Origin of the sequence: Micromonospora noduli, assembly GCF_003264365.1 — a bacterium.
GTDB classification, from domain to species: domain Bacteria; phylum Actinomycetota; class Actinomycetes; order Mycobacteriales; family Micromonosporaceae; genus Micromonospora; species Micromonospora noduli.
In genome coordinates this window covers 276,730-291,158 of sequence record NZ_PYAK01000002.1, presented here as the reverse complement: position 1 = coordinate 291,158, position 14,429 = coordinate 276,730, and the positions used below count along the sequence as shown (strand labels likewise).

The 14,429-nt window shown below is 67.0% G+C and carries 14 protein-coding genes; 4 read left to right on the top strand and 10 right to left on the bottom strand.

Annotated elements, in window-relative coordinates; all coding sequences use genetic code 11:
* Position 1: 1 nt before the first annotated feature.
* The 7 genes from GUI43_RS33700 to GUI43_RS02720 form a co-directional block, all read right to left on the bottom strand.
* Positions 2-142: a hypothetical protein gene (locus GUI43_RS33700; protein WP_170158658.1), complete on the bottom strand. Its 141-nt coding sequence runs from the start codon at positions 140-142 to the stop codon at positions 2-4.
* Positions 139-1,599 (bottom strand): NAD-dependent succinate-semialdehyde dehydrogenase, encoded by a 1,461-nt coding sequence (locus tag GUI43_RS02745; protein ID WP_112697908.1) that lies wholly within the window; start codon positions 1,597-1,599, stop codon positions 139-141. Before GUI43_RS02745 ends, GUI43_RS33700 begins: the two co-directional genes overlap by 4 nt.
* A 271-nt stretch (positions 1,600-1,870) precedes the next feature.
* Positions 1,871-2,947 (bottom strand): ABC transporter ATP-binding protein, encoded by a 1,077-nt coding sequence (locus GUI43_RS02740; RefSeq protein ID WP_112697907.1) that lies wholly within the window; start codon positions 2,945-2,947, stop codon positions 1,871-1,873.
* A complete protein-coding gene (locus GUI43_RS02735; RefSeq protein ID WP_112697906.1) occupies positions 2,947-4,014 on the bottom strand; it encodes an ABC transporter ATP-binding protein in 1,068 nt (355 codons plus the stop codon). The genes GUI43_RS02740 and GUI43_RS02735 overlap by 1 nt, the downstream gene beginning before the upstream one ends.
* Positions 4,014-4,925, bottom strand: a complete 912-nt coding sequence (locus tag GUI43_RS02730; RefSeq protein ID WP_112697905.1) for a carbohydrate ABC transporter permease — start codon at positions 4,923-4,925, stop codon at positions 4,014-4,016. Before GUI43_RS02730 ends, GUI43_RS02735 begins: the two co-directional genes overlap by 1 nt.
* Positions 4,925-5,791: a carbohydrate ABC transporter permease gene (locus GUI43_RS02725; protein ID WP_249037629.1), complete on the bottom strand. Its 867-nt coding sequence runs from the start codon at positions 5,789-5,791 to the stop codon at positions 4,925-4,927. The genes GUI43_RS02730 and GUI43_RS02725 overlap by 1 nt, the downstream gene beginning before the upstream one ends.
* A gap of 80 nt (positions 5,792-5,871) precedes the next feature.
* Positions 5,872-7,236 (bottom strand): extracellular solute-binding protein, encoded by a 1,365-nt coding sequence (locus GUI43_RS02720; RefSeq protein WP_249037628.1) that lies wholly within the window; start codon positions 7,234-7,236, stop codon positions 5,872-5,874.
* Between the two features lie 460 nt (positions 7,237-7,696).
* Between GUI43_RS02720 and GUI43_RS02715 the strand changes: the two genes are divergently transcribed.
* The 3 genes from GUI43_RS02715 (at position 7,697) to GUI43_RS02705 (ending at position 9,940) form a co-directional block, all read left to right on the top strand.
* Positions 7,697-8,440: a GntR family transcriptional regulator gene (locus GUI43_RS02715; RefSeq protein ID WP_112602713.1), complete on the top strand. Its 744-nt coding sequence runs from the start codon at positions 7,697-7,699 to the stop codon at positions 8,438-8,440.
* 89 nt (positions 8,441-8,529) lie between these two features.
* Positions 8,530-9,099 carry a DJ-1/PfpI family protein gene (locus tag GUI43_RS02710; protein ID WP_091407098.1) on the top strand — a complete coding sequence of 190 codons (570 nt, stop codon included), beginning with the start codon at positions 8,530-8,532 and terminating at the stop codon, positions 9,097-9,099.
* A gap of 19 nt (positions 9,100-9,118) precedes the next feature.
* Positions 9,119-9,940: an alpha/beta fold hydrolase gene (locus GUI43_RS02705; RefSeq protein WP_112697903.1), complete on the top strand. Its 822-nt coding sequence runs from the start codon at positions 9,119-9,121 to the stop codon at positions 9,938-9,940.
* Positions 9,941-10,073: 133 nt separating this feature from the next.
* On the opposite strand, the gene GUI43_RS02700 is transcribed toward GUI43_RS02705, so the two are convergent.
* Entirely contained in the window at positions 10,074-10,553 is a 480-nt protein-coding gene (locus GUI43_RS02700; RefSeq protein WP_112697902.1) for an LPXTG cell wall anchor domain-containing protein, read from the bottom strand.
* Positions 10,554-10,609: 56 nt separating this feature from the next.
* On the opposite strand from GUI43_RS02700, the gene GUI43_RS02695 reads away from it, so the two are divergent.
* Positions 10,610-10,951: a VOC family protein gene (locus GUI43_RS02695; protein ID WP_112697901.1), complete on the top strand. Its 342-nt coding sequence runs from the start codon at positions 10,610-10,612 to the stop codon at positions 10,949-10,951.
* A gap of 151 nt (positions 10,952-11,102) precedes the next feature.
* On the opposite strand, the gene GUI43_RS02690 is transcribed toward GUI43_RS02695, so the two are convergent.
* On the bottom strand, positions 11,103-11,672 hold the full coding sequence (locus tag GUI43_RS02690) for a DinB family protein (protein WP_112697900.1): 570 nt from the start codon (positions 11,670-11,672) through the stop codon (positions 11,103-11,105).
* A gap of 352 nt (positions 11,673-12,024) precedes the next feature.
* On the bottom strand, positions 12,025-14,142 hold the full coding sequence (locus GUI43_RS02685; RefSeq protein ID WP_170158657.1) for a double winged helix-containing putative transcriptional regulator: 2,118 nt from the start codon (positions 14,140-14,142) through the stop codon (positions 12,025-12,027).
* Positions 14,143-14,429 lie beyond the last annotated feature (287 nt).

Sequence of the window (14,429 nt, the reverse complement as noted above, 5' to 3'; positions counted from 1 at the left end):
GTCAGTGCCTCTCCGGAACGTCGGCGGCGATGTGCTGGGCAGACGTCCAGGTCACCTGCGAGGCCGGGACGACGTCGGCAAGGTTGGCCGCCCGGGTGGCGCAGGCGCGCGCGCCGGGCGCCCGGAGCAGCAGAGCGGTCACGGGAGGTCGATCGCCACGTAGGTGAGGTCGAGGTACTCGAGGATGCCCTCGTGCGACCCCTCCTTGCCGATCCCGGACTGCTTCACGCCTCCGAACGGAGCTGACGGGTCCGATATCAGACCACGGTTGATGCCGAGCATCCCCGTGTCCAGCCCTTCGGTGAACCGGAGCGCCCGCTGGAGGTCGCGGGTGAAGACGTATCCGGCCAGGCCGTGCTCGGTGTCGTTGGCCTTCGCCATCACCTCGTCGTCGGACGTGAACGAGATGATCGGCGCCACCGGGCCGAAGATCTCCGCCTTCAGCATCCGCGCATCGTCGGGCACGTCGACGAGGACCGTAGGCGGGTAGAAGTGGCCCGGCCCATCCGGACGCTCGCCGCCCACCAGGACCCGGGCGCCGCGATCAACCGCGTCGACGACGAGCTCGTCGATCTTGGTGACCGAGGCCTCGTCGATCAACGCCCCGACGTTCACGCCGTCGTCGAGACCGTGGCCCATCGAAAGCGCGCCCATCCGCTCGGCGAAGCGCGCCGCGAACTCGTCGCGCACCGGCTCCTCGACGTAGATCCGGTTGGCCGCGATGCAGGACTCCCCGATGTTGCGCATCTTGGCCACCATGGCGCCGTCGAGCGCGACGTCCAGGTCAGCGTCGGCACACACGATCAGGGCCGCGTTGCCACCCAGTTCCATGGAGGTGCGCAGCACGTTGTCCGCAGCCTGTCGGAGCAGTACGCGCCCGACCTCGGTCGACCCGGTGAACGAAAGCTTGCGGGTCCGACCGTCGGCCAGCAGTGCCGAGACCACCTCGCCGGAACGCTTGGTGGTCACCACGTTGACGACGCCCGGGGGAACGCCAACCTCCTCCATGATGCGGGCCAGGAACAGCATGGTGAGTGGCGTCTGGCCTGCTGGCTTGGTGATCGTCGTGCAGCCCGCGGCCAGCGCAGGAGCGATCTTGCGGGCACCCATGGCCAACGGAAAGTTCCAGGGCGTCACGAAGACGCAGGGTCCGACCGGCTTCGGCACGGTGAGGATGCGATATCCACCCGCGGGGGCAATGCTGTAGCGCCCCTCGACGCGCACCGCCTCCTCGGCGAACCAACGGAAGAACTCGGCGCCGTAGGCCACCTCTCCCCGAGCCTCGGCGAGCGGCTTGCCCATCTCGAGCGTTATCAGCCGGGCGACCTCCTCGGATCGCTCGGTCAGTGCCCGGTACGTCGCGGTCAACAACTCTGACCGTTTCCGCGGCGGGGTGGCCGCCCACTCCGCCATTGCCGTGCTGGCCACGTCCAGGGCGGCGAGCCCGTCGACGACGTCGGCGTCCGCCACCTCGGCGATGGTCTTGCCGGTGGCCGGGTCCTCGACGGCAAAGGTGGCTCCGCTTGCGGCGTCGCGCCAGGCGTCGCCGATCCGCAGCCGCCGATGCTCGGGGGCCAGCACGTTCATCGGGTCACTCATCGCGTCGCCTCCTATGATCTTCCTGGTGATGTCCGGCGTGCCTCAGCAATCGGGCTGTGCGCGTAGACGGACGGGTCACACGCCCTCGTCGGGGGGCGAGGTTGCCGAGCGGGTCGAATGTGGCAGTGGCCCGGTCTGCGGGGCGGCGGCACCGATCGCCTTCGCGGGCGCGACGGCCGTCTCAGCGTCGTCAGGCAGCGCGCACCGGTGACGGTCCGCCGAGGCTCGATTGCCAGGTGCGGGCGCATGTTGCCGTCGCCGCCCGACGCGGTTACCGCCCAGCTTCGGACAGCGACAGCCCGGTGTCCGCATCGAACAGGTGCGCACGGTCCAGGTCGACAGTGACGAGCAGCCGCTCGCCCGGCGTACCGGTGACGGTGGGTCGTGCCTTGACCTTGAGGATCTCCGTCCCCACTCGGACGTCGACCACCGTCCGGTCACCGAGCGGCTCAAGCCCGTAGAGCTCACCCGACAACGACGCGCTCCCACGCTGCTCGACGGACAGGTCCTCCGAGCGCAGGCCCAGCAACAACGGACGACCGTCCTCGGCCGTGGTCCAGCGGGGCCGCGGCAGCGTCCAGCCTTCCGCACCGACCAGACGATCTCCCTCGGCGCGGCAGGCGAGCAGGCTGATCGGCGGGCTTCCGACGAATCCCGCGACCCACTGGTTGGCTGGACGCTCGTACACCTCGGTCGGCGTTCCGACCTGTTGCACCTGCCCCTCCTTGAGGACCGCGACCTGGTCGGCCATGGACAGGGCCTCGACCTGGTCGTTGGTCACGTAGACGAAGGTCGCCCCGATGCTCCGGTGGATGCGGGTGAGCTCGGTGCGCATCTCGACGCGGAGCTTGAGGTCGAGGTTCGTCAGGGGCTCGTCCATGAGAAACGCGCGCGGGCGACGGACCAGCGCCCGGGCCAGGGCGACACGCTGCATCTCACCGCCCGACAACTGCGCGGGACGACGCTGCAGCAGACGTTCGATGTGCAGCAGGCTCGACATCTGCTCGACGGCAGCGGCGATCTCACTCGAGGAACAGCGGCGTGCCCGCAGCGGCGAGGCAATGTTCTCGTACACCGTGTGTCGTGGGTAGAGGGCGTAGCTCTGGAAGACCATGGCCAGGTCGCGTGCGGCCGGGGCGTCACCGGTCGCGTCCCTGCCGTCCAGATGCACCGACCCGGCGTCAAGCTTCTCCAGGCCGGCGATCGCTCGTAGGGTTGTCGTCTTGCCTGCCCCGGAGGGCCCGAGCACGACGAAGAACGAGCCGTCCGGCACGTCCAGCGTCACCCCGTCCAGGGCCTGGACCTTGCCGAAGGACTTGCGCAGCCCGTGCGCTGCCAGGGTTCCCATCAGGCCACCAGCTCTTCCGTGCTCACGTCGTAGACCGCCGGGGTCCCGCCGGTGTGCCGCAGCCCGACCGTTGCGTCAGCGGCGAAACGGACAGTCGGTGGCATCCGAACCCGCACGTCGCGCTCGCCGCCGTGGTCGACCACGTAGATGATTTCGTCGCCCAGCCACTCCGCCGAGACCACGCGGGCCGGGACCGAACGTTCCGCCCCTGGTGCGGTGACTTCCAGCGCTTCCGGCCGGACGCCTGCGATCAGGGAACGGTCGCGCGGCAGGCCTGGCGGTGGCGGGAGGACCAGTCCGCCCTTACCGCGCAGCTCCCCGTCGGCCACCTCCACCTCGATCAGGTTCATTGGCGGGGAGCCGATGAATGCGGCGCAGAAGAGACTCGCCGGACGGTCGTAGACCTCCAGTGGTGTGCCGATCTGCTCGACGCGGCCCTTGTTGAGGATGGCGATTCGGTGACCGAGCGACATCGCCTCGACCTGGTCGTGGGTGACGTAGACCATCGTCGCCCCCAGTTCTCCCTGCAGGTGCTTGATCTCTGTGCGCATGTCCGCCCTCAGCTCTGCGTCCAGATTGGTGAGAGGTTCGTCCATGAGGAAGGCGCGCGGTCGTCGCACCAGGGCGCGAGCGAGAGCGACGCGCTGCTGCTCCCCGCCGGACAGCTGGCGCGGTCGCCGGTCCAGGAGCGGACCGAGCCGCATCAGTCGGGCGGCCTCGTTGACCCGCTCGTGCACCTCCGGCTTGGGCAGTCCCTCGGCCCGCAGTGGGAACGCCAGGTTGTCGCGGGTCTTCAGATGCGGGTAGAGGGCGTAGAACTGGAACACCATGGCGATGTCGCGCTCGGCGGGCGGCAGGTCGTTGACCAGTGTGTCGCCGATGCGGATGTCGCCCGTCGTCTGCCTCTCCAGCCCGGCTATGGCCCGCAGCGTGGTCGTCTTGCCGCAACCCGAGGGGCCGAGCATCACGAACAGCTCGCCGTGGCCGATGGACAGGTCCACGTGATCAACTGCGACCGTCCCGTCCGGGTAGCGCTTGTGCAGGGCGGTCACCTCGATGCCGGCCATCAGCGTCGCACCGCCCCGAGCGTCACGCCGGCGATGAGGTGCTTGCGCACCAGGTACGCGAAGACGAGCACCGGTAGGGCGAACACCACGGAGGCGGCGGCCACGAGACCCCAGTCCGTAGTGGTGCCGCCGATGAGGCCGGCGATGGCGGGTGGGGCCGTCCGGACGCTGTCGCTGGAGGTGAGGAAGGTGGCGAACACGAACTCGTTCCACGAGAAGATGAGCGCGAAGACCGCCGTCGCGGCGATGCCGGGCACGAGCAGAGGAAGGGTGTATCGCCAGAACGCCTGCAGACGGGTGTAGCCGTCGAGCATGGCGGCATCCTCGTACTCCGCGGGCACCTCGTCGACGAACCCCTTCATCATCCAGATCGTGAACGGGACGTTGAACGCGGTGTAGATGAGGATCAGGCCGAGCTTGTTGTCGATGAGTCCGACCTGGCGGTACATGAGGAAGATCGGGATCACGACCACCACGGGCGGCATGAAGCGGGTGGACAGGATGAAGAACAGTTGGTCCTTCTTGGCCTTCACGGCGAAACGTGAGTAGGCCCAGGCCGCCGGGACTCCCAACACGGTGGCCAGCACCGTGGAGGCTCCGGCGACCACGACGGAGTTGAGAAACGAGACGGACAAGGCCGAGCGCCCGCCGTCAGAGGCGACGAACACGTCCTTGTAATGCTCCAGAGTGACAGTGAAGTCGAAGAGCTTGGCCGGGATGGCGTAGACGTCCCGGTTTTCCTTGATGGACGTCTCGATCATCCAGAGCACCGGAAAGAGCATCACGACGGCCAGCACCGTCAGCAGCGCGACCTCCAGCACGGAGCGGCCCCGGCCGCCAGGGCGGCGCGCGGGGGCCGTGTGATCGCGGGCAGGACCTGTGGACACGGCCTCGTCGACGGAGACGGCCATCAGCCCTCCTTGAGCTTGTTCAAGTAACGCAGGTAGAACTGCGTGAGGACGATGACGACGAGGACCATGAGGATCCCGTACGCCGAGGCGGTTCCGGTGTTGAAGCCAAGGAACGCGACCTTGTAGATGTGGAACGACAACGTCTCGGTGGAGACACCGGGGCCTCCGTTGGTGAGGATGTAGACGAGGTCGAACAGCCGGAATGCCTCGATGGCCCTGAACATCACGGCAATGAGAAGCAGTGGCCACACCAGCGGAAGAGTGATGGTGCGGAACCGGAACCACTCGGACGCCCGGTCGATCGAGGCGGCCTCGTAGAGGTACTTGGGAACCGCGGTAAGGCCCGCAAGCGCGATGAGCATGATGAACGGCGTCCACTGCCAGGTGTCGACCACGATCAGGGAAAGCAGTGCTGTTCGCTGCCGGGTGAGCCACTCCACCTGCCCCAGGCCGATCGAGCCGAGCATGCTGTTGACCACGCCGAATTGCGCGTCGAGCATGAATCGCCAGAACAGCCCGACCACGACCGGCGACAGCATCATCGGGACCAGGAACAGGGTGGTCAGTACTCCTCGCCCATGCGTGCGCCGTGAGATCAGGTAGGCGATGCCGAATCCGAGCACGGTCTGCAGGCCGACCGCGCCGACCACGTAGATCAACGTCGTCAAGGCTCTCGTGTGGACCTGCGCCGACGTCAGGATGGCGGTGTAGTTCCCGAACCCGATGAAATTGGCGGGCCCTCCGCGGGTGGCCGAGTAGTCGGTGAAAGACAGGTACAACGCCCACAGCAACGGGAACACCGACATGGCGAGCAACAGCAGCATCGCGGGGGAGATGAAGGTGACGGCGAGCCAGCGGTCGCTCAACCGGCGGGACCGACCCGGTGCAGGTGGCGTCGCAGACGCCACCTGCCCGGGGTGATCGGTCGTCAGAGGGACGGGCTCACTCACAGTCCGCCGCCGCCCTTGCGGCTGCTCGAGTCGAGCACGCTCTGCTGCTCCTTGGCGATGTCGTCGAGCGCATCCTTCGGCTTCTTCGCGCCGTTGAGAGCCGCGTTCACGTTGGTGTTCTCAATGTCGACGAGGCGCGCGTACTCGGGCACGTTCCACATGTCCCGCATCCGTGGAACCGAGTCGGTGTACACCTGGTTGAACGGCCCGGCATTGAGGAACTCGGGCGACTCCAGGGCGTCCGTACGCGATGGCACGCCACCGGCCGCGGCCCACTTCTTCTGGACGTCAGCCCGCTCGAACCACTTCATGAAGTTCAGGGCCTCGGTCTGGTTCGCCGTGGCGGAGTAGGCCGACACGTGCATCCCCATACCGCCGAGAGGGACCAGGTTCGTCTTCTGGCTCGGCAGGGTGGCAAAGCCCAGCTTGTCGAGAATCTGCTCCCGGGTGGTGCCGAGCGTCGACTGCTTCGGATCGAGTAGGCCGCCGCTCGCGGCGATCCAGTTGAACGCGATGCAGGCCTTGCCCTGGGCGACAGCCGCGTTCACCTCGTCGATGAACCAGTTGCCGGAGCCCTTGGCGGTCAGCGGCTTCATCTTGTTGACCAGGACGTCCATCGCCTCCTGGCCCGCGGCGTCGTTGATGACGCCATCGATCTTGCGCGTCTTGGAATCCCAGAGGTTGCCGCCGTAGACGCCGTTGACCGTGTTGTAGGTGACGGCCGCGGCGTCGGAGCCGTTGGCCTGGTGGAAAGCCAGCCCACTGACGCCGGGGTTGTCCGCCTGGCACTTCTCGGCGGCTGCGATCATCTGGTCCCAGGTCTGCGGCGGCTTGTCGCCGATCAGGTCCTTGCGGTAGATCATCGTCCAGGTGTCGCCGAGCAGCGGCAGTCCGTACAGGCTGGCGTTCTCGTCGCGCTTGCCGGTCTCCGCCTGGGGGAACTGGCCGTACGCCGCCAGGAGGTACGGGTTGTACGCCGCGACGTCGATGTTTTCCTTGACGAAGTCGGTGAGGTCGAGGATGTTGCCGTTCGTCACGGCCTCGCCGATGTGTTGCGAGTCCAGGACCGCGATGTCGAAGTCGGTCTTGCGCGCCGCGAACTGGGTGAACATCGCGTCGTGCCAGTTCGCGTTCGGCACGGTGTTGACCTTGATGGTCGCGTTCGGCCGTTCCTTCTTGTACTCCGCGTTCGCGAAGGCTTCCAGTGCCTTTGCAGGCGGCCAGTCGAACCAGATGAAGCTGAGGGTCAGCGGATCCTTGGTGAGCTCTGGGATGGTCGCCGGCGCCTTGGGGGCGCTCGCCTTCTCGCCGTCGTCCTTGCCATCGCCGCAAGCCGTCACGGTTGTGGCCACCAGCAGCATGGCCGCTGTCGCCAGCCGTACCTTTCGGCCGGGAGCGGACATTCTTCCTATTCGCTTCGGAGAGCGCATTTTCAAGCCTGCTTTCTGGGTGGGGACTTCTAGAACCTCGCTATGTGCTTCGCCGAGCAGTTGCTGGGTTGTTCAGGCGTGTTGCCGGGGCGTCACGGGGGCCGACCCGCGGACCAGCGTCACGAGTGCGCCGCGATGTACTGGGTCTTCATGTTGAAAAAGTTCGTCGGCCCATCTGCGGCCCGGTGACGAACCGAGCAGGACGTCGAACATGCCGAGGGGAGCTTCAGGTGATCGAACTGGAGCGATGGCGGGCGGCTCCGCCATGGGTGCAGGATGGCGACCATCCGCCACCTTTCCTATACGATCCCGGTGGGGGCGTCAGCATCCCGCAGCGTTGCGATCGATGTCAACAGCTTCCCGAAGGCGCAAGGAAGGACCTCACGTCACGATGGACGACGAAGCGATGATCGCGCGGGGCCGCAGGACCGTGACGGGCGCAATGCCGCCGGCAAGATCTGGCGGCCGGCTTGCCGACGAGGTGTACGACACGCTGCTCGGACAGCTGATGTCGCTACGGATCGAGCCTGGCTCGCGCGTCACGATCGACGTCCTGGCGCGGGAGCTGGGGGTCTCGCAGACGCCGATCCGAGACGCTCTGAACCGCATGGAGGCCGAGGGCCTGGTCGTGCGTGTGCCCCATGCCGGCTACCGCATTCCTCCCCAGATCACCCGTCACCGATTCGAGGACATGCTCGAGGTCCGCCTGCTCCTCGAGCCGGCGGCGGCGCGCAGATCCGCGGAACGCGCGTCCTTGGAGCAGGTGGCCGGTCTGCGACGCATGCTGGAGGAGATGGCGGAACTGGAGGGGGGCAACGGGCCGATGGCCTACGGCGCCTTCGGCCTACGCGACGCCGCTTTCCACGATCTCGTCGCCCTGAGCGCGGAGAACCAGGTCATCCGTGAAGCGCTCGCTCGCCTGCACAGCCACGTGCACCTCTTCCGGCTTCACCACGACACCCAGGTCACTCACCTGGCCATGGCCGAGCATGAGGACATTGTGGCCGCGATCGCCGCGCGTGACCCGGACGCCGCCGCCTACGCGATGCGTCGGCACATCCTGCGGTCCGGCGAGCGTTTCCGACGACTGTTCGACGAGATCGAGGGCGCGGACGGAATGGCGGTAGAGGCTTGACGGGCACGCTGGGCCCAGGAATGCTGACTCAATCCTGATCGGATCGGATTGGATCCACCTCACCCGCCCCCAGATGCGAGGAGAAGCAGGTGCCCAGAGCGCTGCTCCTGACCGGCGACGCCGCCGAGGAGCTCGACACGATGTATCCCTACTACCGCGTGCAGGAGGGCGGCTGGGACGTCGACGTCTCGTCACGGACGATGCGCGACGTGCAACTGGTCATTCACGAGTTCGACCCCAACTCCGACGCCTACGTGGAGAAGAACGGCCGCAAGCTGCCGGTCGACGTGCCCTGGGCCGAGGTCGACGTCGAGCGCTATGACGCCCTCATCATCCCCGGGGGACGTGCCCCCGAATGGATCCGGGTCGACGCCGACGTCAGGCGTATCACCGAGCACTTCTTCGCGCGCAACCTCCCCATCGCGCTGGTGTGCCACGGCGCGCAGGTGCCAGCCGTGTACGGGCTGCTGAAGGGTCGGAAGACGGCCTGCTTCCCCCCGATCACCGGTGACATGGAGAACGCGGGCGCGACGGTCATCGACGCTCCCGACGTCGTGGACGGCAACCTCGTCTCCTGCCGGGGGTGGCCCGACATGCCGCAATTCGGCAGGGCGATGATGGAACTCTTCTCGAAGTCTGTCGACCCCGCATCGGCATGAGCACACCTGGCCTGCCCCGGTGACAGCACTTCGGACCGTCACAGTCGACGGTTCCCCCGTCCACGTCCTGGAGGCCGGCACGGGGCCTGCGGTGCTGATGCTGCACGGCTCCGGACCCGGCACGACCGGGTCCGGCGCCTGGGCAACGACGGCGCAGGCGCTGGGCGCGTCCTGGCACCTGGTGGCTCCTGACCAGGCGGGGTTCGGCCGTACCCCCATCCCGGCGGGCTCCCGGGGTGGGCTCCGGCTGTGGACGGAGCAGGCCGCTGGCCTGATGGATGCTCTCGGTATCGAGCACTACGCCGTGGTGGGTCACTCCATGGGCGGTGCCGTGGCGCTGGCGTTGGCGGCCGCGCGCCCCCAGCAGGTCACCTGTGTCGTGGCGGTCTCGACGATGGGCGCCCCCGGGGCGCCGCTGTCCGCCGACCTCGACGCGGTCTGGGCCGCCCCCGCCGGCCCGATCGGGGCACGAGACATGCTGAGTCGCCTCGTCCTCGACCAAGCGCTCGTGACCGATTCCGCCGTCGAGGCCCGTGCAACTGCGATGCGAGCGGGAGAGGCCGCGTTCGCATCGTTGTTCCCGCCACCCAGGGCACGATGGGTCGACGAGCTCACCCTCTCGGCGCAGACCCTGGCGGCGGTGCGCGCGCCCGTGCTGCTCGTACACGGCGCCGAGGACCGGGTCACCCCGCTCGAGACGACAGCCCAGCCCCTGCTCGAACACCTGGCCGACGTCCGTCTGCACGTGTTCGGCCGATGCGGGCACGTGCCGTCGGTCGAGCACCCGCAGGAGTTCAGGCAACTGCTGTCGTGCTTCCTCCGCCCGGACCGAGGTCACTGACTGCTGCGGACCTCAGGGCCGAGTGCTCTTGAGCGCCAGGACGATGACCGTGCGGAGTCACGGCAGTTCATGAGAGCGAAAGCGTGCCCCGCCGACCTGAGGTCGACGGGGCACGGTTGGTGCAGGGAGTAGATCAGGCGACGAAGCGGGTCTTGCGGCGGCGGGCCACCACCAAGCCCGCAACGCCGGCGGCGAGCAGTACGCCGCCGATGCCGGCGGTCAGACCGGCCTTGGCACCGGTGATCGGCAGCGAGCCATCGGTGTCCCCGCCTCCCTGGCCGTCATCCTCACCGGGGTTCTCGCTCCCGCCGTCAGCGCTCGCGATGATGGTGATCGTCGCGCTGTCGTTGGCGGGGTTGAGATCCACGCCCGCGTCGAAGGTCAGCCGCACCTGGGCGGCCCGAGTGCGGGCCTCGTCGAGGCGCAGCTCGAACTCGTACTCGATTTTCTCGCCCTGCGCCAGGCGTCTGTTCTCGCCGCAGCGGTACTCCTTGGCGCCGAGCTTCCCAGGCACCCAGTCGCCGTAGCTCGAGCAGGTCATCGGAACGCGTACGGCCGTGACGCCACTCGGCAGCGAGAGTCCGGACAGCAGCGCACTGAGGTCGGGTGCCACACCAGGGCGATTGTCATCTCTCTGATCCTGCTGGGTCGACCCCCTAGCATGGCGTCATGACCGTAGATCTGTTCGCGGGCATCCCCGTTCGCGACTACGCCGCCGCGGCGGCCTGGTACGAGCGACTCCTCGGCGCCCCGCCGTCGTTCCTGCCGAACGACACCGAGGCGGTGTGGGAACTCGCCGACCACCGGTACCTGTTCATCGAGGTGCGGCCAGACCATGCCGGGCACGCCATGCACACCGTCTTCGTCAGCGACTTCGACGCCCGCATCGCCCAGATCGCCGAGCGCGGTCTGGAGCCGGCCGGGCGCGAGACCTACGACAACGGCGTCCGCAAGGCCACCTTCCGCGACCCGGACGGCAACGAGATCGGCTTCGGCGGCGGGCCGGTCTGACGCAGGCCGGCGGCGTCCGCAGACCTCTGTAGGGCGGCGTACACGCAAAACGCCCCGGTCGGAGTTCCGGTCAAAAGCGTTATCGATCTCTTCCGCGAAGTACTCGTGGAGTCCACGTAGATTCCGAAGGTCGATCGCCGGTTACCGGAAGTCATATGCGGCGCGGCGCGGCTCCGTCCTGCCACCGGTAGAGGTCGCGCAGCAGGGAAATCTCGGCGCCGTGATGGATCAGCTCCCTGTTGACGTGCAGGACGATGCCCTCCATGGGAAACCGTTCGGGGCCCACGGTGGGCGGATTCTCCAGGTCGGCGTCCGAGAGCTCGCGGACCCCCGCGTTCCATCTCTCATACATCTCATCGAGCTGTTTCAGCGCCTCGTCGGCGGTCCCCGCGTAGGCGAACGTCTGGGAGTCGATGTCCTGGCCGCCGAAGTGCCATCCGACCCGATAGCCCAGGCAGGAGACGATGATGTGCGCCAGCCGCCAGGCAATCGTCGTCACCGGCGCCGGCGCCGGCACCGCGTCGGGGGACGCGGAATCCACCGTCCATTTCCCCGAACCCGCCGACATCGGTGCAGCCGACGTGCCACGTGGGCGGATGCTCCAGCAGCCACGCACGGGCTCCCAGAAGTACTCCTCATCGACAAGGCCATGCAACCGCGGCCGCAGGTTCTTGTGCCAGTGCCGGTCCAGCTGGTCGGCGATTCGCTCACTTCTTGTCATTTCCGCACGCTACATACAGCGGAGACCTGGCTGCGACCCCACCGTTGCTCGTATTCGCAGCTGGGGCATGCCGCACGGTACCTCCGGGCACCAAGTCAACCGTTGGACCTGCTTGTTCGTCTGCCCTGTCTGCCGCCGGCCTTCTCGTGCTCTTCGATCAGGCGGTCCGCGCCCGGTGTGGTGAACAGGTCGGCGCCGGCCGCCGAGTCGGCTGGCCTGGTGTGGTTGGACGCTGTGGTCGGCAGCGGTGAGGTAGCGGTCGGTGGGAACGGCGTGAGTCGCAGTTCCGCCTGAACGACGATCAGGGGAGTCGTGGTCGATGTCGCCCCACCGGCACGAATTCCCGCAGGTTCTACTGGGCCTCGCGGTGTGGGCGGTCTATGGCGTCGGCCAGTGCGCGGAGACGCCTCGCTCCCGCTACAGCATCGCCGAGAACGTACGTAGCGAACTTCGGGTCGTCGGCCGCGTCGACCAGCTGCAGGGCGCCGACGTGCAAGCCTGACATGACGTCGATCGCATTGACGATCTCATCGACGCTCGGGCGGAGTTCCGTTCTGCGTCCGTCCCGGGAAATGTCGCGGGCGGAGATCGGCTCGCCCGCGTCGCTCTCCTCCTCGGCGAGCTTGGTGAGCAGGAACGACACAATGTCCAACTCCCGGCGGCGGTCCGCGATCAGATCGTCGACATCCGAGAGTCCATTCGGAACGAGGAACAGCTGTCCTATCTCGTAAGGCCGGAGCCCCAAGGTGATCGAGGCTTCCGTTAGCGTTCCCAACCGGTCAGCGTCCAGCAGCACCCACTTTTTTTGCGACGCCATGTTCTTTATGGTGTCACCGGTGAAACCCGGTCCGACGATCGCGATGCCGCTGGCATGATGGCGCCCCTTGTGGGTCTCGATCGCCACATCGCTGACGTCGGTGTGGGTGACATGTCCGGACGACCGCGCCTTCGCTTCGATGATCGCAGTCGACCGTGAGCCGTCGGCGTTGCGCCACTGCACAAGGATGTCCGTGTCGCCGGATGCGCCGATCGTCCGGGCCTCGAAGCCCATAGCGAGGAAGGCGTCACAGATGGCCCTCTCGAAAGCCCGGCCGCTACCTTCGCCTCCGGCCAGGGGCTCCCTGGAGAGGTGGACCAGGTTTTGCTTCACCAGAAGGGGCTGCGTCTCTGCCGGTACCAGCCGAGCGTCCTGGGTCTCGGCTGAACGCTCCAGTGGAGCGCTGGGGATGTCGGCCAGAGGCAACTCGGCCGCCAGCGCAGTCCCTCGTGGTGTGGCCCGGAGGCTCCCGTAGCGCGGCTCCTCTATCAGTCCGGTGTTGAGAAGGAAGCTGGCGATCCACCGACACTTGTCAATATTCAAACCGAACTTGGCAGCTTCGGAATACATGTCGTTCCGGGTGACGTCGTTCTCGACCGTGCGGATCATTTCGCCGACGAACCGCATGTTCGCATGCAAGATTCTTACAAAGTTGAGGTCTTCGCCTGACTCGACCCAGGCTCTGGCTGCCGGCGTGGCCTTGAAAACCCCCCGGCCCACCTCGACGAGAAGCCCCGACGCCCGCAGGAACGGCAGCATCGACTCCACGCTGCTGCTCCTCAGGTCGAACGTCTCGCTGATGAACGAGAAGAGCTCTCTTCGCTCGATCCTCGCCAGGGCCGCGTTCATGATGGTTCTGAGGTTCTCAACCTTGTTGGGATTCGACGGCGGGCTCGGAACCCAGATGTTGTAGGTGTTTCGCGACTCGTGCGTGCGGGCCGACGTCGAGAACTCCTCCAGAAGACCAGCAATTTCGGCCGGAGCCTCAGGAACCTCAACCACGCTCACAGGTGCTTCATCGAAAGCGTCCGGCCCCACCAGCACACGATCCGCAAGCAGGGTCCGCCCAGCCTGGGTGATGCCCCACCGCCGGCTGCCAATTGCCTCGATCAGGCCGAGGACCTCCTGCCAGTCCATCCGGATGCGAGTGTTTCCCCTGCTCTTCCAGGACTGCTTGTAACGCGCTCGGATGCGCTCATCGACCTCGTCGATGGTGAGCGGTTCCACGGCGATCAGCGACAGGACCTCCGCGAAGAGCCTGATGCGATCGGCCAGGATCGTGGCCAGACGTGCCGGCGCCGGATCGGACTGGAGCTTCAACCCGGTCGCGGTGAGGCGAAGCTCGTCGGCGGTGTTTTCGACGAGCTGGAGGCCCCGAAGGAAGCCGTAGTAGTCACGCCACGTCGCAGGCTCCAGTCTGGGGGCTGCGCCACCTTGGCGCCGTTCGATGCTCTCGATGTCGAACGACAACTCAGGCTTCGTGTCGAGGCCAATCGCGCGCCCCTCGCCGACCTGCTTGACGAGCTCGAGGACTAGCGGGAGCCACACCGCTTTACCGCCGAGCAGACCCGGGATCGCGCTGGCCTGCCTGCGCCAGAGCGCTTTCTGTTCGGCGAGAGCTTCGGGTCGGCCGGACGGCTCACCATGCGTCATGGGGGACATCCTAGATAGACATTCAAGCAGTAATCAATGTCATCAAGGAGTACGTCAGCCTGATTAGGCATCTACTATGAGTTATCACGGCGGGCTGCCCAGGATGGCCCTGGCCGTCACGGTGGGGTACTCGGGACACCCTCGGCTTGTGCGCCAGCGAGGGCGGTGAAGGCACCAGGTTCTGCTGCGGGCCCCACCGAGTTGAAGACCGCCGTGTCGCCGACGCGTGCATGGTGGGGGGAGTTGTGCGTCGGTCATGGACTCGTCTCTCGGATCGGTCGCTGGGT